Genomic DNA, 16,543 nt, shown 5'->3' with positions numbered 1-16,543 from the left:
TCCCCGACAGAGAGCGAAGAACCTGTGGTCACCATTGCCGTCGACGGCCCGTCCGGGTCCGGCAAGTCCAGCGTCTCGAAGGCCGTCGCCGGCCGTCTCGGCCTGGCCTACCTCGACACCGGTGCGATGTACCGGGCCGCCACGCTGTGGTGCGTGCGCACCGACGTCGCCCTGGACGACGCCGACGCCGTCGCGCGGGCCGTGCGCGAGATGCCCCTCGAGATGGGCGTCGACCCCGCCGCACCCGGTGTGGTGCTCGACGGTGACGACGTCGCCGCGGCGATCCGCACCACCGAGGTCTCCTCGGCGGTGTCGCAGGTGGCGACGAACCTCGAGGTCCGCGCCGAGATGAAGCGCCGCCAGCGCGCCGTCATCGACGCCGAGAACACCGACGGCTTCTCCGGCGGCCGTGGCATCGTCGCCGAGGGCCGCGACATCACCACGGTCGTCGCCCCCGACGCCGACGCCCGCGTCCTGCTGACCGCCAGCGAGGAGGCGCGGCTGCGCCGCCGGTCGCTGGAGGTGCACGGTGCGGCGGACGCCGCCGCCGTGGACGCCACCCGCGACCAGGTGCTGCGCCGGGACCGCGACGACTCGACCGTCAGCCAGTTCCTCACCGCGGCGGACGGCGTGGTGACGGTCGACTCCAGCGAGCTGGATCTGGACCAGACCGTCGCGGCGGTCCTCTCCGTCGTCGATCGCCTGGGACAATGGCAGGCATGACCACACCCGCCGACGGTCCCGAGCCCGTGCCCGCCGACCCTGTCGACACCGCCGAGGTCCCGGTCGAGGACCTCGGTCCCGTCGTCACCGACTTCGCCGACGACGAGGCCCGCGAGCGCGCACTGCGCGCCGGCCTCGAGGAGTTCGAGCTCGACGAGACCGACCGCGAGCTGCTCGACACCGGCTGGGAGGACCTCGACGCCGCTCCGGCCGAGGCCCCGCTGCCGGTGCTGGCGGTGGTCGGCCGGCCCAACGTCGGCAAGTCGACCCTCGTCAACCGCATCCTCGGGCGGCGCGAGGCCGTCGTCGAGGACACCCCCGGCGTCACCCGCGACCGGGTGACCTACGCGGCCGAGTGGTCGGGCACCGACTTCACGCTCGTCGACACCGGCGGGTGGGAGGTCGACGTCGCCGGCATGGAGTCCAAGGTCGCCGAGCAGGCCGAGGTCGCGATCGACCTCGCCGACGCCGTCGTGTTCGTCGTGGACGCCCAGGTGGGTGCCACGGCCACCGACGAACGCGTCGTCGAGCTGCTGCGCCGCTCGGGCAAGCCGGTGATCCTGTGCGCCAACAAGGTCGACGGCCCGTCCGGCGAGGCGGACGCCGCCGCGCTGTGGGCACTGGGCCTGGGCGAGCCGATGCCCGTCTCGGCGCTGCACGGGCGCGGCCTGGGCGACATGCTCGACGCCGTGCTCGAGGTGCTGCCGGACGAGTCGGCGCGCGGTGAGCTGCGGCCCGAGGGCCCGCGTCGCGTCGCGCTCGTGGGACGTCCCAACGTCGGCAAGTCCTCCCTGCTGAACAAGCTGGCGGGCGCCGAGCGCGTCGTGGTCGACTCCACGGCGGGGACGACCCGCGACCCGGTCGACGAGCTCGTGGAGATCAAGGGGATCCCGTACTGGTTCGTCGACACCGCCGGCATCCGCCGCCGGGTGCACCAGACCCGGGGCGCGGACTTCTACGCCTCGCTGCGCACGCAGGCCGCCATCGAGAAGGCCGAGATCGCCGTCGTGCTCATCGACTCCTCGACACCGCTGACCGAGCAGGACCTGCGGGTCATCTCCCAGACCGTCGACGCCGGCCGGGCCCTCGTCATCGCCTACAACAAGTGGGACCTGATGGACGACGACCGCCGGCACTTCCTCGAGCGCGAGATCGACAAGGAGCTCGTCCAGGTCACCTGGGCGCCCCGGATCAACGTCTCGGCACGCACCGGCTGGCACACCGACCGGCTGGTCCGGGCGCTGGAGACGTCGCTGGCCTCCTGGGACACGCGCATCCCCACCGGGCGCCTGAACGGGTTCCTCGGCGAGCTGGTCTCCGCCCACCCGCACCCGGTGCGCGGCGGCAAGCAGCCGCGCATCCTGTTCGCCACGCAGGCCTCGACGCGCCCGCCGCGCTTCGTCATCTTCGCCACGGGGTTCATCGAGGCCGGCTACCGCCGGTTCATCGAGCGCCGGCTGCGCGAGGAGTTCGGGTTCGAGGGCTCGCCGATCCGGATCAGCGTCCGGGTGCGCGAGAAGCGCCGCCGGCGCTGAACAGCACCGATCGGCACTGCTCGGCACTGGTCGCCCCTGGGTACCGGTGTGACCCACGCCCCACCGGCGTGCCGGTCGGGTGCGGTAGTCTCGCAGGTGAACGAGCAGCAGCTCGCGTGCTCTGGGGTCGGTGAAACTCCGAACCGGCGGTAACAGTCCGCGACCCGGTCACAGCCAGTGACCGGTTGACCAGGTGGAACTCCTGGACCGACGGTCAAAGTCCGGATGGGAAGACGCACGCGACGGCACCCGTTCGCTCGCCGAGGGCGTGGACGTCCACGCCCCGCCGGGGCGTTCCGACCCCCGTGCACCTCGGCGGGTGACGACGCCGCCGAGCCCCGGAGTCCGCGACCGGACGACAGGGGCAGGACATGACCACCGCCACGGCGGGTCCCACGGTGACACCGGCCGAGCAGGCCGCGATGGAGCGCGCGCTGACCCTCGCCGCGACACCGGGACTCGACCTCGGGCCCAACCCGCGCGTCGGGTGCGTGCTGCTCGACGCCGACGGCGCCACGCTGGCCGAGGGATTCCACCGGGGCGCCGGCACGCCGCACGCCGAGGCGGTGGCGTTGACCAACGCCCGGCACGCCCACGGCCCGGCTGCGCTGCGCGGCGCCACCGCCGTCGTCACCCTCGAACCCTGCGCGCACACCGGTCGTACCGGCCCGTGCGCCGAGGCGCTGCGCGACGCCGGCGTGTCCCGCGTCGTGTTCGCCCAGCCCGACCCCAACCCCCAGGCCGCCGGGGGAGCCGACGTCCTGCGCGCGGCCGGGGTCACCGTCGTCGGCGAGGTCCGGGCCGACGCGGCGCGGGCGCTGAACCATGCATGGTCCGCGGCGGTCACGCTCGGGCGGCCGTTCGTCACGTGGAAGGTCGCCACGACGCTCGACGGCCGCAGCGCCGCCGCCGACGGCACCTCGCGCTGGATCACGTCGGCCGCCGCCCGCCGCGACGTGCACCGCCTGCGCGCCGAGGCCGACACCGTCCTGGTGGGCACCGGCACCCTGCTGGACGACGACCCGTCGCTCACCGTCCGGGACGCCCCCGGGCCGCAGCCGCTGCGGGCGGTCATGGGCCTGCGCGAGATCCCCGCGACCGCCCGGCTGGCCGGCCCGGGCCCGGACGGTGCCGCCGCCCGCCACCTGCGCACCCGCGACCCTCGCGCGGCGCTCACCCGGCTCTGGGACCTCGACCGCCGTCACGTGCTGCTCGAGGGCGGCGCCACGCTGGCGGCGGCCTTCCTGCGCGCCGGGCTCGTCGACGAGATCGTCGCCTACGTGTCCCCGACCCTGCTCGGCGCCGGCACCGCCGCCGTCGGAGACCTCGGCATCACGACCATCACCGACGCCGCACGGTTCGACCTCGTCGACGCCACCGTCGTCGACCCGACGCCCGACGACCTCGCCACCCCCGACGGCCCCGCCTCCGGCCTGGCCGCCACGAACCTGCGGCTCACCCTGCGGCCGCGGAAGGAGTCCTGATGTTCACCGGCATCGTGTCCGAGCTCGGCACCGTGGTGGCCCTGACCAGGACCGCGGACGCCGCACGCCTCACCGTGCGCTCGCCGGGCGTGCTCGACGGCGTCCGCACCGGCGACTCGATCGCGGTCGACGGGTGCTGCCTGACGGTCTCCGACCACGACGACAGCACCTGGACGGCCGACCTCATGGCCGAGACCCTCGAGATGACCACGCTCGGGCACCGGCGTGCCGGCGACCGGGTCGACGTGGAGCCGGCGCTCGCGGTCGGCGACCGGCTCGGCGGGCACATCGTGCAGGGCCATGTCGACGGCGTCGGCACCGTCCTGGCGCGCACGCCCGGCGAGCGGTGGGAGGTCGTGGAGATCTCCCTGCCGGCCGACCTGGCGCGGTACGTCGTGGCCAAGGGGTCGATCGCGGTCGACGGCGTGTCCCTGACCGTCGTGGAGGCCGGTGCGGACCGGTTCACGGTCAGCCTGATCCCCGAGACGCTCGCGCGCACCACCCTGGGATCTCGTGCCGTGGGCGCGCAGGTCAACCTCGAGACGGACGTGCTCGCCCGGCACGTCGAGCGGCTGCTGGACGGGCGTCTGGCCGGGCCGGCCGTGCCGCCGGCCGAGATCGCGGAGGTGCTCCGATGAGCGTCGTCGACCCGGACGTGCGCCAGCGCGTCGAGCGCGCCGTGGCAGCGGTAGGTGCCGGACAGGCCGCCGTCGTCGTCGACGACGAGAGCCGGGAGAACGAGGGCGACCTGATCTTCGCCGCCGATGCCGCCACGCCGGAGCTCATGGGCTTCACGGTGCGGCACACCAGCGGGCTGGTCTGCGTCGCCGCCGACGGCGCGACCCTGGACCGGCTGCGCCTGCCGCTGATGGTCACCGAGAACCGGGACGCCTTCCGGACCGCGTACACGATCACGGTGGACGCCGCACAGGGCGTCACGACCGGGATCTCCGGCGCGGACCGGGCGCGCACCGCCCGGGTCCTGGCCGACCCGGGGGCGACGCCCGCCGACCTGACCCGGCCCGGGCACGTGCTGCCGCTGCGGGCCCGCGACGGGGGCGTTCTGGAACGCACGGGGCACACCGAGGCCGCCGTCGACCTCGCCCGGCTGGCCGGGCGCGGCAGCGCGGGCGTGCTGGCCGAGGTCACCCACGACGACGGCACCATGATGCGCCGCCCGGCCCTGCGGGAGTTCGCCGCCGAGCACGGACTGGCGCTGGTCAGCGTCGCCGACCTCGTCGCGTACCGCCGCGCCACGGAGTCGACCGTGGACCGCCTCGCCGTGACCCGGCTGCCCACCCGGCACGGGGAGTTCACGGCGGTGGGCTACCGCGACCGCGTCACGGGCGACGAGCACGTGGCACTGGTGGCCGGCGCGCTCGCCGACCTCGACGGGGCCGGACCGGTGCTGACCCGCGTGCACTCGGAGTGCCTGACCGGGGACGCCTTCGGCTCCCTGCGCTGCGACTGCGGCCCGCAGCTGGACTCCGCGCTGCGTGCGGTGCAGGAGGCCGGCCGGGGCGTCGTCGTCTACCTGCGCGGCCACGAGGGCCGGGGCATCGGGCTGGTGGCGAAGCTGACGGCGTACAGCCTGCAGGACGGCGGCCAGGACACGATCGACGCGAACCTGGCCCAGGGGCTGCCCGTGGACTCGCGGGAGTACACGGCGGCCGCGCACGTGCTGCGCGACCTGGACGTCGAGTCCGTGCGGCTGCTGACGAACAACCCGGCCAAGGTCGACGGACTGCGGGCCGGGGGAGTCGCGGTGGCCGAGCGGGTGCCGCTGGCCATCCACCCGGCCCCCGACAACGTGGCCTACCTGCGCACCAAGCGTGACCGGATGGGACACGACCTGCCGAACCTTGAACCCGAGGTCGAACCTCGACCCGGGATCGACCCTCACCCTCGACTCGAACCTCAAGGAGAACCGATGACCGGCACGACGACGGCGCACGAGGTCCTGCGATGAGCGGGGCGGGGGCGCCCGCCACGCACGCCGTGGACAGCTCGGACCTGCGGGTGGCCGTGATCGCCGCCTCCTGGCACGACACCGTCATGGACGGCCTGCTCGACGGTGCCCGCCGCGCGTGCGCCGACCACGCGGTCGCGCCGGACGTGCTGCGGGTGCCCGGGTCCTTCGAGCTGCCGGTGGCGGCCCAGGCCTGCGCCGCGGCGGGCTACGACGCCGTCGTGGCGCTCGGTGTCGTCATCCGGGGCGGCACCCCGCACTTCGACTACGTGTGCGCTGCGGCCACGGACGGCCTCAACCGGGTCGCGCTGGACCACACGGTGCCGGTCGGGTTCGGTCTGCTCACGTGCGACGACGAGGCGCAGGCCCTCGACCGTGCCGGGCTCGAGGGCTCGCACGAGGACAAGGGCTACGAGGCCGCGGCGGCAGCGCTCGCGACGGCGCACGTGGTGCGCGGCGTGCGGAAGGCCGCGTCGGCGCCCGTCGGCTGACCCTCTCGGTGACCCCGGACACACCGGCTCTGCCGAGTGGACGAGCGGTGCCCGGTCTGGGGTAGTATTTCGGTCGGCCCTGCGGGGCCGCACCGGCCGGTTCCTCGTACCTGCGTACGGGCACGGGCCGGACGGGCTGTGGCGCAGCTTGGTAGCGCACTTGACTGGGGGTCAAGGGGTCGCAGGTTCAAATCCTGTCAGCCCGACCAAGAGAGGCCGCCCGCCGGACGATGATCCGGTGGGCGGCCTCTTTGTCGCTCGTCGAGCTTGCCGTCGGCGGCCGGCTCAGACCGTGTTGCCGGTCCCGGACATGGTGCTGACGACGATGTCCCAGCTGCCCCAGATGGGGTGCTCGCCGGTGTAGCGCGGGTCCTCGGAGCTGACGTAGGTGCTGTTGTACGTCGTGCCGTCGTCGCAGCGGATGTTGTTCTTGATCCATCCGTCGTCGAGGCTGGGGTCGTCGCCGAAGTCGCCGCGGTAGATCACCTGGTAGTCGCAGGTGACCACGGTGTCCGGGTCGAGCTCGTCGACGCCGTCGACGGTGCCCTGGACGCGCCCGTCACCGAGGTCCCAGTACCAGTCGCCTGCGTCGTCGGAGGCGTACAGCGAGGTGTAGTGGCCGACGACGGTGCCGTCACGTCCCTGCTGGCCGGGAACGGTGGTGCTGTCGTCGGCGGCGTGGGCGGTACCCGCGACGCCCAGCGTCGCGAGGGCGGCGACGGCGGCGCCCGCGAGTGTGCGCTGGATCTTCATACAGAGTCCTTCTTTCACTACGATCCGTTGACCTTGTCGAGAACTTCTCGAGATCGCGACGTGGCGATCCGCCGCCATTGTGTCCACGCGCCGTCACAGAACGCATCAGCGCACCGGGTGAAAAGGTGTGCCCGAGGGCACGTTCACCCGGTGCGCCTCCGGACCGCACGCCGGGGGCGGCCCCCCGGGACGCGGGGGGACCGCCCCCGGTGCGGGACGGGGCCGGCACCTACGACGGGCTGCCGACGTCCTCGGGCGGCGCGTCGTCGTCCGCCACGATGGCGGCGTCGGATCCGGCGGGCCCGAGATCCTCGGGAGGCGCGTCGTCGTCCGAGCTCGCCTGCGCGTCGTCGGGAACGCCGACGTCCTCCGGCGGGGCGTCGTCCTGCGCGTCGGAGGTCTCGTCGTCGGCCAGGACCAGCTCCTCGGGCGGCGCCGCCTCGTCCGCGTCCTGGGTCGAGACCGTCGTCGAGCCGCCGGAGGCGCCGGACCGGCCGACCGTGATGGTGATGGTGATGTCGTCGTTCACCGCACTCGACTCCTCAGAAGTAGGCCTTGGTGATCTTGTCCCCGTCCTGGACGACGTGGGCCTGCTTGCCGCTGGCCTTCGCCGCCACCAGCATCAGGAACACGTTCGTCACGCCGTCGGACGAGCTGGGCTTGATCCTGCGCCACCCGGTGTCGTTCTTCTTGAGGTGGGCCCACGCGTTCTTGCTGCCGCTGGTGGCGTAGGTCTGGTTGATCACGGTCCACATCGTTCTTCTCCTTGTCGCTAGAGGTCGCTAGAGCATGTAGGCGCGGTAGATGTGCCGGCCGTCGGCGTAGACGGTGAGCTTGCGCCCCTCGGCGCGCGCCCAGACCGCCTGGGCGAACACGTCCGTCACGCCGTCGGACGCGTTCGGGTCGATGCGTCGCCAGCCCATGCCGACGAGGTTGACCCAGGCGTTCTTGCTGCCGCTGGTGGCGTAGGTCTGCGCCACGGTCATGTGGGTGTGCCACAGGCGGTACATGTGGTGCACGGTCGCGATGTCCCCGGCCGAGAGCCCGGAGCGCTGCCCGATGGTGACGCCCGACTGCTTGGGCGTGATCGTCGGCTGGCCGTTCTTGGAGAACGCGAACCGGCCGTAGTGCATGATCGAGCCGTAGTCGTACGCCCCGACGTCGTTGCCGTCGGAGATGTGCTGGTTGAAGTTGTGCTCCTTGCCCGAGGTGATGTTCGCCCAGCGGATCGTGACGAACCCGTCGCGGTCCTCCCGCGACTGCTCGTGCCAGATGCCCCAGGCGTGGCCGAACTCGTGCACCGCCGCCCCGAAGCCGCAGCCGTCGGCCAGGCTGAGCTCCTGCTTCCCGCCGCGCATGCCGACCTTGGACCAGCACCCGTCCCCCCGGATCACGCGCACGTAGTTCGGATACTGCGAGGCGTTGGCCGACGTGCGGCGCACGAACCGCATGTGGGTGTTCTGCTCCCAGTGCTGGATCGCGGCCGCGACCCGTGCCTCGCCGTTGGTCACCGCCGGGTCGATCTCGTAGGGCATCAGGGCGTTCGGCCAGCGTCGGCTCTGGCTGGGGTGCACCACGCCGTGGGCGACGTCGTCGCCGGCCTGCGCGCGCCCGGACAGCTGCGCCGTGGCGCTCTCCATCTCGTCGACGGTGCCGAGGACGATGTCGCCCTCGAACACGGCCAGGCCGTCCACCGCCGCGTACTGCACGGCCCGGGTCTCGCCGCTGGACAGCACCACCAGGCCGGTGCGGACGTCGTCCCCGCCGAGGAGTCCGACGTTGTCCTCCTCCATCTGCTGCGCGCTCCCCGCGCTGTCGTCGGTCACGGTCCGTCTCCCTTCGTGCTCGTCGGCTGTGACGTGTGCCACTGGCTCGTACGCTAGGAACGCGGCGTCACCGCGGCGTCACGCCGTCGTCACCACCGGAGCGGAGGCAGCCGATGAGGGTCCACGCCAGGGTGTTCGCCGCCGACGGTGCTGTGCCGACCCCGGGTGCATCGGTCACGGTGCGGGTCCTCGACGTGAGCCGGGCCGACGCGTCCTCGGTCCGCCTCGCCGAGATCTCCCGGGACGTGGACGCCGTGGACGGGCCCGACGGCGGCGTCGTCGTCGACCTGGACCTGACCGCGCCCGCCCCTCGCGCGGACTGCGCCGTGGCCGCGCACGTCGACGTCGACGGCTCCGGTGACGTCACGCCCGGTGACCTGGTGACGGTCCAGCACGTGGGCCTCGACCTCGGCGCCGACGAGCAGACCCTGGACGTCCCGGTGCGGCGGGTCGCCGGCTGACCCGCGTCCACCCGGTGCTGGGGACACGACGCGCCGCGTCCTGCTGCCGTATCAGCCGCGCGACGGCGGGCCTCTCTTCTGACAGGGCACCGAGCCGTCGGCTCCGGAGCCGGTCCGTCCCGGGGTGGTGAGAGGCGATGCAGACGACGTCGCGTCCGGCAGGGTCCCGCTCGCGCGAGGTCAGTGTGCAGCTGCTCGGCGGGTTCGCGGTGTCGTGCGCCGACGGACCCGTCGACCTGCCCGTGCAGGCGCAGCGACTGGTCGCGGTGCTGGCGCTGCAGGGCAGGACCGGTCGCCGCCGGCTGGCCGACCGGCTCTGGTGCGACGTCGCCGAGGACCGCGCGCTGGCCAGCCTGCGCACCTGCCTGTGGCGGACCAACAAGGCCCTGCCGGGACTGGTCGAGACCACCGGGTGCTCGGTGGGCCTCGGGCTGGACCCGGAGATCGACGTCCACCGGCTGACCGACGCCGCGCACTCGGTCCACGACCCCGCGCGGGCTGCCGCGGCGACCGAGGTCGCGCTCGCGGCAGGGGAGCTGCTGCCCGACTGGGAGGATCGCTGGCTCGACGAGGAGCGTGAACGACTGCGGCAGGTGCGGCTGCACCTGCTGGAGAACGGCGCCGCGCTCCTCGCCGGGCACGGACGGTTCGGTCTGGCGATCGAGGCGGCGCTCGCGGCGCTGGTCGTCGACGACCTGCGCGAGAGCGCGCACCGGACCGTCATCGCGATCCACCTCGCCGAGGGCAACGTGGCCGAGGCGCGGCGCGCCTACACGGCGTGCCGCCGCACGCTGCAGCGCGCCCTCGGCGTCGATCCGACACCGCAGACCGCGACGCTCCTCGCCGTCTGAGGAGAGAGGGCCTGGGCGCGCGTCGGAGGCGACCCGGGCGCCCGGCGCCGACTGCGAGCGGCCGTGCCCGGACCTAGCCTGAAAGTGTCTGGACCCACCTCGCGAGACGCGAGAGGGGGGTGAGAGGAATGACGGACATCAGGACGAGGGTCGAGCAGTCGATCCACATCGACGCCTCGCCCGGGCAGGTCTACCGGTACTGCCTGGACCCGGAGCAGCTCTTCGCGGGCGACCCCAAGCACGTCGTGGAGTCCCGCACGACGCCGGAGGGCGTCGGGACGACGGCGCGACTGTCCATGCGGAGCGGCCCGATGGAGGAGGACGACCGGCTCGAGTACGTCGAGGTCGTCCCCGACGAGCGCATCGACATCGCGATGCAGCCCACGATGTCGTTGATCGGGCTGGAGCATCCGCGCCACGACACCGCGCTGTACACGCTGTCCCACCTGTTCGCACCGGACGGCGAGGGGACGACGATGACGCTGACGGTCACGGTCCACGACCCGCCGCTGTACGAGCGCATGATCGACCGGCTCGAGGGCAAGGGGCCGGACCGGCTCGTGCACCACCGCCTGCAGCGCATCAAGGAGGCGGTCGAGACCGCCGGTGCGGAGACGTAGGACTCCGTCGGTTCGGGGGACGGGCGTTCCGGCGGGGTGATCCCGCAGGAACGCCTCTCTCGTGCGCGGAGCCGATGCGCGGCGTCCTCGGGCCGGACGGCCGGGAGCCGCGCGGGGTCGTTGGTCGTGCCCCGCCTCGCCGGCGGCAGTAGGGTCCCGGAGGAACACCCCGACACTGAAGGAGGTCGCGATGCCGACGATGGCCATCATCGGAGCAGGTCCGAACCTGGGAGCCGCCGTGGCGCGGCGCTTCGGCCGGGAGGGGTTCTCCGTGGCCCTGGTCTCGCGCGACCAGCAGAAGCTCGACGCGCTCGCGGCCGAGCTCGGCGCCGACGGCGTGACGGCGCGGGGCTACGCGGCCGACGTCCGCGACGGTGCCTCGCTCGAGGCGGCGCTCGGGCGCGCGGCCGAGGACCTCGGCGAGATCACCGCCCTGCAGTACAGCCCGCTGCCGGCGCGCGAGTACCTGAAGCCGGTCCTGGACCTCACCCCGGAGCTGGCGCTCGACGCGCTCAGCTTCTCGGCCCTCGGCCTCATCAGCGCGGTCCGCGCCGTCCTGCCCGGCATGCGCCGGGCGGGGGAGGGCAGCATCGTGCTGATCAACGGCGGCACGTCGGTCAAGGCCCGTGCGGGGTTCGCCGGGACCTCCGTGGCCTTCCCCGCCGAGAGCGCGTACGGCGAGATGCTGCACGACGCGCTCGCCGACGAGGGCATCCGCGTCGCCCAGCTGGTCATCCCGGGGGCGATCCCGAAGCTGCAGCTCGAGAACGGCATCGACGACGTGGCCGAGCGCGTCTGGGAGCTGGCCAGCACGCCGGGGGAGTTCCGCACGATGCTGATCCCGCTCGAGGAGGGACGGGAGTAGCCACGCCGTCCGTGGGACCGATGAGTTCTCCCGGGCGGAGCCGTCACCACGACGACGACGACCCGATGCACCGGAGGAATCATGACGACAGCGCCCACGGCCCTCGACCACACCGTCACCGCGCCGATCGGGGTGGACGTCCGCGGCGACGTCTGGCCCTGCGTCGAGCTGGCGGGTGCGGCCGAGCTCCTGGGGACGGGACGGTCGGTCCGGGTCGACGCCACGGTCGACGACGTGGAGCTGGAGAACATCGGTCTCATGCCGACGGGTCGCGGCGAGCTGATGCTGTCCCTGAACGCGCGGCTGCGCCGGCGGCTCGGCAAGGACGTCGGTGACACCGTCACGGTGCGCCTGACGCGGCGGCGCGGCTGACCTCGCGCCGCCTGACGGTCAGCGCAGGACCATCCGACGGTGCAGCTCGGCGGCATGGCGGTCGACCGACTGCGGCGGTGCGACCGACGGTTCGCGCGGCGGTACGCCGACGGCGCTGCGTCGCTCGGCGGCCCCTCCCCGTCGGTCCGCCAGCAGGATCCGCAGCAGCCGGTCCGGGCGCAGCAGCGAGCTCGGCGGGTCGAGCAGGTTCTGCACCCGCTGGGTCTGCCGGGCCACCGCCGGCGACGAGTGGCAGGCGCGGAAGACACGCTCGAGGAAGCGGTTCGTCAGGTCCGTGCCGGTCGACTTGGCCCCGGTGGTGCGCGGGTCGGCGAAGTCGCCGCCCGCCGCGATGCGCCACGGCACGTCGACGACCCGGGCGGCCCGGCGGTAGAACGTCGCGGGCAGCCGGTCCGAGGCCGGGCCGAACCGGCCCACACACTCGCCGAGCGCCAGGGCCTGGAGTGCCGCCGAGGTCATGCCCTGGCCGTAGACCGGGTTGAAGCTGCACACGGCGTCGCCGAGCACGACGAAGCCGGGCGCGACACGACCGGCCCGCTCGACGTGCCGCCGTCGGCTGGTGGGCATGCGGTAGCGCTGCACGGTGCCTTGCGCGTCGCCGGAGGCGAGCACCGCGGCGAGCTCCGGGGCGGGCAGCGCGCGGGCGGCGTCCTCGAAGGACGCCGGGTCCGTCGGGGCGGGGTCGCCGTGGAAGGACCCGAGGGTGACGATCCACCGGTCGTGCTCGACGGGCAGGGCCACGCCCATCCGGTGCCCCTGCCGGGGGTCGTCGATCGCGACCGCGACGCTGCCGTCGATCGTGCCGTCGTGCCGTTCGACCACCCGGGTGCGGTAGGCCATGTCGATCCGGATCGCCGAGACGTCGGGCTCCGGGAAACCCTCCCGGGCGAGCGCCGAGAGCATCTGGGTGCTGCGGCCCGAGCAGTCGACCACCAGGTCGGCCCGCATCTCCTGGAAGCCGATCGCGACGCCGACCACCCGGCCGTCCTCCACGACCGGGCCGTCGACCGGGGTGCGGTCGACGACCGTGACGCCGGCACACTGCCGGAGCAGGCGCTGCCGCACCGTCGTCTCGAGCAGGGGGCGCGTCATCGCCAGCGTGGGGCGACCGAGGTCGCAGCGAGCACGGTAGCCGCCGCCCTGGTGCCAGACGAGGTCCCTGGTGTCGACGGCGATCGCGCCCCGGTCCACGAGGTCGCCGGTGAGCCCGGGGAACCACCGCTCGAGCACCTGCTGCCCGGCGGCGAGCAGCACGTGCGCGTGGCGGCCCTGCGGGACCCCGCGCCGCGCTCGCGGCGTCGGGGACAGGGCGTCCCGCTCCAGCACGACGACGGAGTCGACGTGCTCGCTCAGCGCCCGCGCGGCCAGCAGTCCGGCCATGCCGGCGCCGACGACGATCGCGGTGCATCCGGGTGCTTCGTGGGTGGTGCGTGCCATGGAGGTGTCCCGTTCCGCGGCGGATGGCCGCTGGTGTCCGCGTCCGGAGCGGTTCCCTCCGGACGTCACCAGCCTCGACACCTGGTCTGAGGAACGCTCCGGGGGCGTCTGAGGACCGTGTGGCGGAGCGGGTGAACCGTGGCGACCCCGGCCGCACGGGGTCGTCGGGCATCATGGTCCCCATGACCGGCCACCGGATCTTCACCATGAGCTTCGCGAGCATCTATCCCCACTACGTGGCGAAGGTCGAGCGCAAGGGGCACACCGTCGTCGAGCTGCACCAGGTCATCACCTGGCTGACGGGCTACGACGACGCCGGCCTGCAGCGGGTGCTCGACGACGAGACCGACATGGCCACGTTCTTCGAGCGCGCGCCGCGGATGAACCCGCACGCCACGCTCATCACGGGCGTGATCTGCGGGCACCGGGTCGAGGACATCGACGACCCGTTGATGCAGAAGATCCGCTACCTGGACAAGCTCGTCGACGAGGTGGCACGCGGCAAGAAGATGTCGTCGATCCTGCGCGAACCGGCTCGCAGCACCGGGTGAAACCCGCGGCGACGCGCCGTCGGCCGGGCCGCAGGTCCGGCACGGCTCCGCTCGCGCGGCTAGCATCACGCCGTGCCCGCCGAGACCTACCGCTTCGAGGAGTTCGAGCTCGACGCCGCCCGCTACGAGCTGCGCCGCGACGGCGCGCCGGTCCGCGTCGAGCCCCGGGTCTTCGACGTGCTGCTGTACCTCGTCGCACGTCGTGACCGGGTGGTTTCCAAGCACGAGCTGCTCGACTCGGTGTGGGGCAGCCGCTTCGTCAGCGAGGCGGCTCTGACCACCGCGCTGCGGGCCGCGCGTGCCGCCGTCGGAGACAGCGGCGGCGAGCAGCGGTTGATCCGCACGGCCCACGGCCGCGGCTACCAGTTCGTCGGCGGCGTCCGGGTGCCGGACGGCAGGGCGGAGCCGGCCACGCCGGCGGCATCCGTCGGAGCCGAGCACCAGTCGATCCGGTTCTGCCGTGCCGGCGACGGCACCCGGATCGCCTACGCCTCGGTCGGCGAGGGTGCGCCGTTGGTCAAGGCGGCGAACTGGATGAGCCACCTCGATCTCGAGTGGTCCACGCCCGTGTGGTCGCACTGGATCAAGGGCCTGGCCCGCAACCGCACCCTGATCCGCTACGACGAGCGGGGGTGCGGACTCTCGGACTGGGAGGTCCCCGACTTCAGCCTCGAGGCGTGGGTCCGGGACCTCGAGACGGTGGTCGACGCCTGCGGCCTCGAGCGCTTCCCCCTGCTCGGCGTGTCCCAGGGCGGAGCCGTGGCCATCGCCTACGCCGCGCGGCACCCCGAGCGGGTCAGCCGGCTCGTGCTGGCCGGCGCCTACGCGCGCGGCCGCGGCGTGCGGGCGGCCGACGACGTCGAACGCGCCGAGGCCGCCCTCGACCTGGACCTGGCCCGTGTGGGGTGGACCCGTCAGGACCCGAGCTTCCTGCGGGTCTTCGCCTCGCAGTTCCTGCCCGACGGTACGCCGGAGGAGTGGGCCGAGTTCACCGAGTTCCAGCGCCAGACCACCTCACCGGCCAACGCGGTGCGGTTCCTCGAGGAGTTCGGGAGCCTCGACGTCTCCGCCAGCGCGCCTCAGGTCCGGTGCCCGACCCTGATCCTGCACTCCCGCGGGGACGTGCGGGTGCCCGCCTCGCAGGCGAGCGAGCTGGCCGCCCTCGTCCCGGACAGCCGGCTCGCCCTCCTGGACAGCGCGAGCCACCTGATCGGTGCCGCGGAGCCGGCGTGGCCGGACTTCCTGGCCCGGATCGACGCGTTCCTGGCGGAGTAAGCCGCGCGGACTCAGACGTCGATCGTGGCGACCGCGTACACCCCGTCGTCGGGCAGGTACAGCGTGATCTGGTCGTCGTGGACCCCGGCGCGACGGATGACGTCCAGCAGCTCGTCGAGGCTGCGGGGGCGGATGTACGGCCACTGCACGAGACGCGTCACGAAGTCGAGCTGGGGACGGCTGCTGAGCATGTTGCCGAGCACGAGGGTGCCTCCGGGCTTGGCGAGGGACAGCGCGGCGGACAGGAAGTCGCCGGCGGTCGGCACGCGCAGGCCCGGGACGAGGTCGGTGGGCAGGTACTCGAAGAAGCCGAGGACGTCGACCATGTCGTAACGGGGCCCGACGTCGGCCAGGGCCGCCAGGTCGTACAGGTTGGCGCCCCGCACCGCGAAGTGGCCCAGCAGCTCGTGCTTCTCCGCCAGCGTCTCGGCCAGCATCATCGCCTCCGGGTCGGAGTCCCAGAGCTCGACGTCCACGTCGACGCCCGCGACGCTCAACGCCACGGCCGAGGACATCACCGGCAGCAGGGCGCCGCCGGCCAGCGAGACCCACGAGGCCCAGTCGTGCCCCACGAACCGCGTCCTGAGCAGCGCCGCCATGACCGCGGCACGCGAACGGATCCCGACGGCGTCCGACACGTGCGACCAGACGGTCCAGTCGTCGTCGCTGGGCAGAGCGCCGTGGTCGAAGGGCAGCCGAGGAGCGTCCGGGTTCTGCAGCGGCCACAGGGCCCGTGCCGACGGGACGTGCTCGCGCCAGCGGGGCATGTAGCAGAAGTCGGCGCCGTCGCGCCCCGGCTCGGCGGCGTCGCCCCACCACCGGTCCAGCACCGGGTGCTGGGCCGCGAGCGCGGCGCGGCCCCGGGGCCCGGACAGCGGTACGGTCCGCTCGACGCCGGCCTCGACGAGCCGGCGCACGTCGTCCTCCACCCTCTGGTTGACCCACCAGTAGCCGGCGGGGTCGCGCTCGGCCACCAGGTTGCGGGTGGCGACGACGTACGCCTCGACCCCGACGGCGAGATGGTCGCCCTGGGCGAGGTCGGACAGCGGGTGGCAGCCCAGGATCTCGACGTGCTCGTCGGCGTACTGCAGATCCATGACGGGCCGTGAGTCCCGCGGCACCGCGAACAGATGGCGGTCGACGCGTGCGCTGGGCTCGGCCATGGTGCTCCCTCGGGTCAGGTTCGGTCGGACGGCGACCAGAACCTGTGGGGCGGGTCGCCGGTCCACGAGTCTGGAGTGCCGTGGGGCCCGTTCCTTGGTGACCGGGTGGGGGAGCGCTGAGGGGGTCCTGAGGGGTGCGGCGCCGG

The 16,543-nt window shown here is 73.5% G+C and carries 19 protein-coding genes, 1 tRNA gene and 1 riboswitch; of the genes, 14 read left to right on the top strand and 6 right to left on the bottom strand.

Going from position 1 to position 16,543, the window contains the following annotated elements; translation table 11 throughout:
• Nucleotides 1-24 precede the first annotated feature (24 nt).
• From cmk to V5O49_RS01195, 7 genes are all read left to right on the top strand, one after another.
• The gene (cmk, locus tag V5O49_RS01225; RefSeq protein ID WP_332900635.1) at nt 25-723 is read left to right on the top strand and encodes a (d)CMP kinase; all 699 of its coding nucleotides are present in this window, start codon (nt 25-27) and stop codon (nt 721-723) included.
• The gene (gene der / locus V5O49_RS01220) at nt 720-2,258 is read left to right on the top strand and encodes a ribosome biogenesis GTPase Der (RefSeq protein WP_332900634.1); all 1,539 of its coding nucleotides are present in this window, start codon (nt 720-722) and stop codon (nt 2,256-2,258) included. Before cmk ends, der begins: the two co-directional genes overlap by 4 nt.
• A 112-nt stretch (nt 2,259-2,370) precedes the next feature.
• Nucleotides 2,371-2,501, top strand: a riboswitch (FMN riboswitch).
• Nucleotides 2,502-2,629: 128 nt separating this feature from the next.
• A complete protein-coding gene (gene ribD / locus V5O49_RS01215) occupies nt 2,630-3,742 on the top strand; it encodes a bifunctional diaminohydroxyphosphoribosylaminopyrimidine deaminase/5-amino-6-(5-phosphoribosylamino)uracil reductase RibD (protein ID WP_332900633.1) in 1,113 nt (370 codons plus the stop codon).
• The gene (locus V5O49_RS01210) at nt 3,742-4,380 is read left to right on the top strand and encodes a riboflavin synthase (protein WP_332900632.1); all 639 of its coding nucleotides are present in this window, start codon (nt 3,742-3,744) and stop codon (nt 4,378-4,380) included. Before ribD ends, V5O49_RS01210 begins: the two co-directional genes overlap by 1 nt.
• Nucleotides 4,377-5,711: a bifunctional 3,4-dihydroxy-2-butanone-4-phosphate synthase/GTP cyclohydrolase II gene (locus tag V5O49_RS01205; protein ID WP_332900631.1), complete on the top strand. Its 1,335-nt coding sequence runs from the start codon at nt 4,377-4,379 to the stop codon at nt 5,709-5,711. The genes V5O49_RS01210 and V5O49_RS01205 overlap by 4 nt, the downstream gene beginning before the upstream one ends.
• Nucleotides 5,708-6,202, top strand: coding sequence for a 6,7-dimethyl-8-ribityllumazine synthase (ribH, locus tag V5O49_RS01200; protein WP_332900630.1), 495 nt, complete (start codon nt 5,708-5,710; stop codon nt 6,200-6,202). Before V5O49_RS01205 ends, ribH begins: the two co-directional genes overlap by 4 nt.
• A 132-nt stretch (nt 6,203-6,334) precedes the next feature.
• Nucleotides 6,335-6,411 (top strand) — tRNA-Pro (locus V5O49_RS01195).
• Nucleotides 6,412-6,487: 76 nt separating this feature from the next.
• Here V5O49_RS01195 and V5O49_RS01190 read toward each other — a convergent pair.
• From V5O49_RS01190 to legP, 4 genes are all read right to left on the bottom strand, one after another.
• Entirely contained in the window at nt 6,488-6,955 is a 468-nt protein-coding gene (locus V5O49_RS01190; RefSeq protein WP_332900629.1) for a hypothetical protein, read from the bottom strand.
• Nucleotides 6,956-7,184: 229 nt separating this feature from the next.
• On the bottom strand, nt 7,185-7,484 hold the full coding sequence (locus tag V5O49_RS01185) for a hypothetical protein (RefSeq protein WP_332900628.1): 300 nt from the start codon (nt 7,482-7,484) through the stop codon (nt 7,185-7,187).
• Nucleotides 7,485-7,497: 13 nt separating this feature from the next.
• Nucleotides 7,498-7,710 carry a hypothetical protein gene (locus V5O49_RS01180; protein WP_332900627.1) on the bottom strand — a complete coding sequence of 71 codons (213 nt, stop codon included), beginning with the start codon at nt 7,708-7,710 and terminating at the stop codon, nt 7,498-7,500.
• Nucleotides 7,711-7,737: 27 nt separating this feature from the next.
• Complete coding sequence (legP, locus tag V5O49_RS01175; RefSeq protein WP_332900626.1) at nt 7,738-8,781, bottom strand: Dot/Icm T4SS effector Zinc-dependent metalloprotease LegP; 1,044 nt, start codon at nt 8,779-8,781, stop codon at nt 7,738-7,740.
• A gap of 113 nt (nt 8,782-8,894) precedes the next feature.
• Here legP and V5O49_RS01170 point away from each other — a divergent pair, with 113 nt between their 5' ends.
• From V5O49_RS01170 to V5O49_RS01150, 5 genes are all read left to right on the top strand, one after another.
• Nucleotides 8,895-9,242, top strand: a complete 348-nt coding sequence (locus tag V5O49_RS01170; protein ID WP_332900625.1) for a hypothetical protein — start codon at nt 8,895-8,897, stop codon at nt 9,240-9,242.
• 137 nt (nt 9,243-9,379) lie between these two features.
• Complete coding sequence (locus V5O49_RS01165) at nt 9,380-10,093, top strand: AfsR/SARP family transcriptional regulator (RefSeq protein ID WP_332900624.1); 714 nt, start codon at nt 9,380-9,382, stop codon at nt 10,091-10,093.
• A gap of 128 nt (nt 10,094-10,221) precedes the next feature.
• A complete protein-coding gene (locus V5O49_RS01160) occupies nt 10,222-10,713 on the top strand; it encodes an SRPBCC family protein (protein WP_332900623.1) in 492 nt (163 codons plus the stop codon).
• Between the two features lie 190 nt (nt 10,714-10,903).
• Nucleotides 10,904-11,578 (top strand): SDR family NAD(P)-dependent oxidoreductase, encoded by a 675-nt coding sequence (locus V5O49_RS01155; protein WP_332900622.1) that lies wholly within the window; start codon nt 10,904-10,906, stop codon nt 11,576-11,578.
• An 81-nt stretch (nt 11,579-11,659) separates the two neighbouring features.
• The gene (locus V5O49_RS01150) at nt 11,660-11,950 is read left to right on the top strand and encodes a DUF1905 domain-containing protein (protein ID WP_332900621.1); all 291 of its coding nucleotides are present in this window, start codon (nt 11,660-11,662) and stop codon (nt 11,948-11,950) included.
• 18 nt (nt 11,951-11,968) lie between these two features.
• Here the strand turns inward: V5O49_RS01150 and V5O49_RS01145 are convergent, their stop codons facing one another.
• Nucleotides 11,969-13,408, bottom strand: a complete 1,440-nt coding sequence (locus V5O49_RS01145; protein WP_332900620.1) for an FAD-dependent oxidoreductase — start codon at nt 13,406-13,408, stop codon at nt 11,969-11,971.
• 182 nt (nt 13,409-13,590) lie between these two features.
• On the opposite strand from V5O49_RS01145, the gene V5O49_RS01140 reads away from it, so the two are divergent.
• Together V5O49_RS01140 and V5O49_RS01135 are read left to right on the top strand one after the other, a co-directional pair.
• A complete protein-coding gene (locus tag V5O49_RS01140) occupies nt 13,591-13,959 on the top strand; it encodes a DUF2200 domain-containing protein (RefSeq protein WP_332900619.1) in 369 nt (122 codons plus the stop codon).
• Nucleotides 13,960-14,031: 72 nt separating this feature from the next.
• Entirely contained in the window at nt 14,032-15,234 is a 1,203-nt protein-coding gene (locus tag V5O49_RS01135) for an alpha/beta hydrolase (RefSeq protein WP_332900618.1), read from the top strand.
• Between the two features lie 11 nt (nt 15,235-15,245).
• Here V5O49_RS01135 and V5O49_RS01130 read toward each other — a convergent pair whose 3' ends face one another.
• Nucleotides 15,246-16,397: a hypothetical protein gene (locus V5O49_RS01130; RefSeq protein WP_332900617.1), complete on the bottom strand. Its 1,152-nt coding sequence runs from the start codon at nt 16,395-16,397 to the stop codon at nt 15,246-15,248.
• Between the last annotated feature and the right edge of the window lie 146 nt (nt 16,398-16,543).

The sequence above is a fragment of the Isoptericola haloaureus genome, from assembly GCF_036689775.1.
In the GTDB taxonomy this organism is placed as follows: domain Bacteria; phylum Actinomycetota; class Actinomycetes; order Actinomycetales; family Cellulomonadaceae; genus Isoptericola; species Isoptericola haloaureus.
This window is presented reverse-complemented; position numbering and strand designations above follow the sequence as displayed.

Bases quoted from the DNA above. Each gene is read 5' to 3' on its own strand.
- V5O49_RS01140 (WP_332900619.1), top strand. From the start codon at position 13,591: ATGACCGGCCACCGGATCTTCACCATGAGCTTCGCGAGCATCTATCCC.
- V5O49_RS01150 (WP_332900621.1), top strand. From the start codon at position 11,660: ATGACGACAGCGCCCACGGCCCTCGACCACACCGTCACCGCGCCGATC.
- V5O49_RS01170 (WP_332900625.1), top strand. From the start codon at position 8,895: ATGAGGGTCCACGCCAGGGTGTTCGCCGCCGACGGTGCTGTGCCGACC.
- V5O49_RS01210 (WP_332900632.1), top strand. From the start codon at position 3,742: ATGTTCACCGGCATCGTGTCCGAGCTCGGCACCGTGGTGGCCCTGACC.
- ribH (WP_332900630.1), top strand. From the start codon at position 5,708: ATGAGCGGGGCGGGGGCGCCCGCCACGCACGCCGTGGACAGCTCGGAC.
- ribD (WP_332900633.1), top strand. From the start codon at position 2,630: ATGACCACCGCCACGGCGGGTCCCACGGTGACACCGGCCGAGCAGGCC.
- V5O49_RS01160 (WP_332900623.1), top strand. From the start codon at position 10,222: ATGACGGACATCAGGACGAGGGTCGAGCAGTCGATCCACATCGACGCC.
- V5O49_RS01190 (WP_332900629.1), bottom strand. From the start codon at position 6,955: ATGAAGATCCAGCGCACACTCGCGGGCGCCGCCGTCGCCGCCCTCGCG.
- V5O49_RS01155 (WP_332900622.1), top strand. From the start codon at position 10,904: ATGCCGACGATGGCCATCATCGGAGCAGGTCCGAACCTGGGAGCCGCC.
- V5O49_RS01130 (WP_332900617.1), bottom strand. From the start codon at position 16,397: ATGGCCGAGCCCAGCGCACGCGTCGACCGCCATCTGTTCGCGGTGCCG.
- V5O49_RS01165 (WP_332900624.1), top strand. From the start codon at position 9,380: ATGCAGACGACGTCGCGTCCGGCAGGGTCCCGCTCGCGCGAGGTCAGT.
- V5O49_RS01180 (WP_332900627.1), bottom strand. From the start codon at position 7,710: ATGTGGACCGTGATCAACCAGACCTACGCCACCAGCGGCAGCAAGAAC.
- V5O49_RS01145 (WP_332900620.1), bottom strand. From the start codon at position 13,408: ATGGCACGCACCACCCACGAAGCACCCGGATGCACCGCGATCGTCGTC.
- der (WP_332900634.1), top strand. From the start codon at position 720: ATGACCACACCCGCCGACGGTCCCGAGCCCGTGCCCGCCGACCCTGTC.
- V5O49_RS01205 (WP_332900631.1), top strand. From the start codon at position 4,377: ATGAGCGTCGTCGACCCGGACGTGCGCCAGCGCGTCGAGCGCGCCGTG.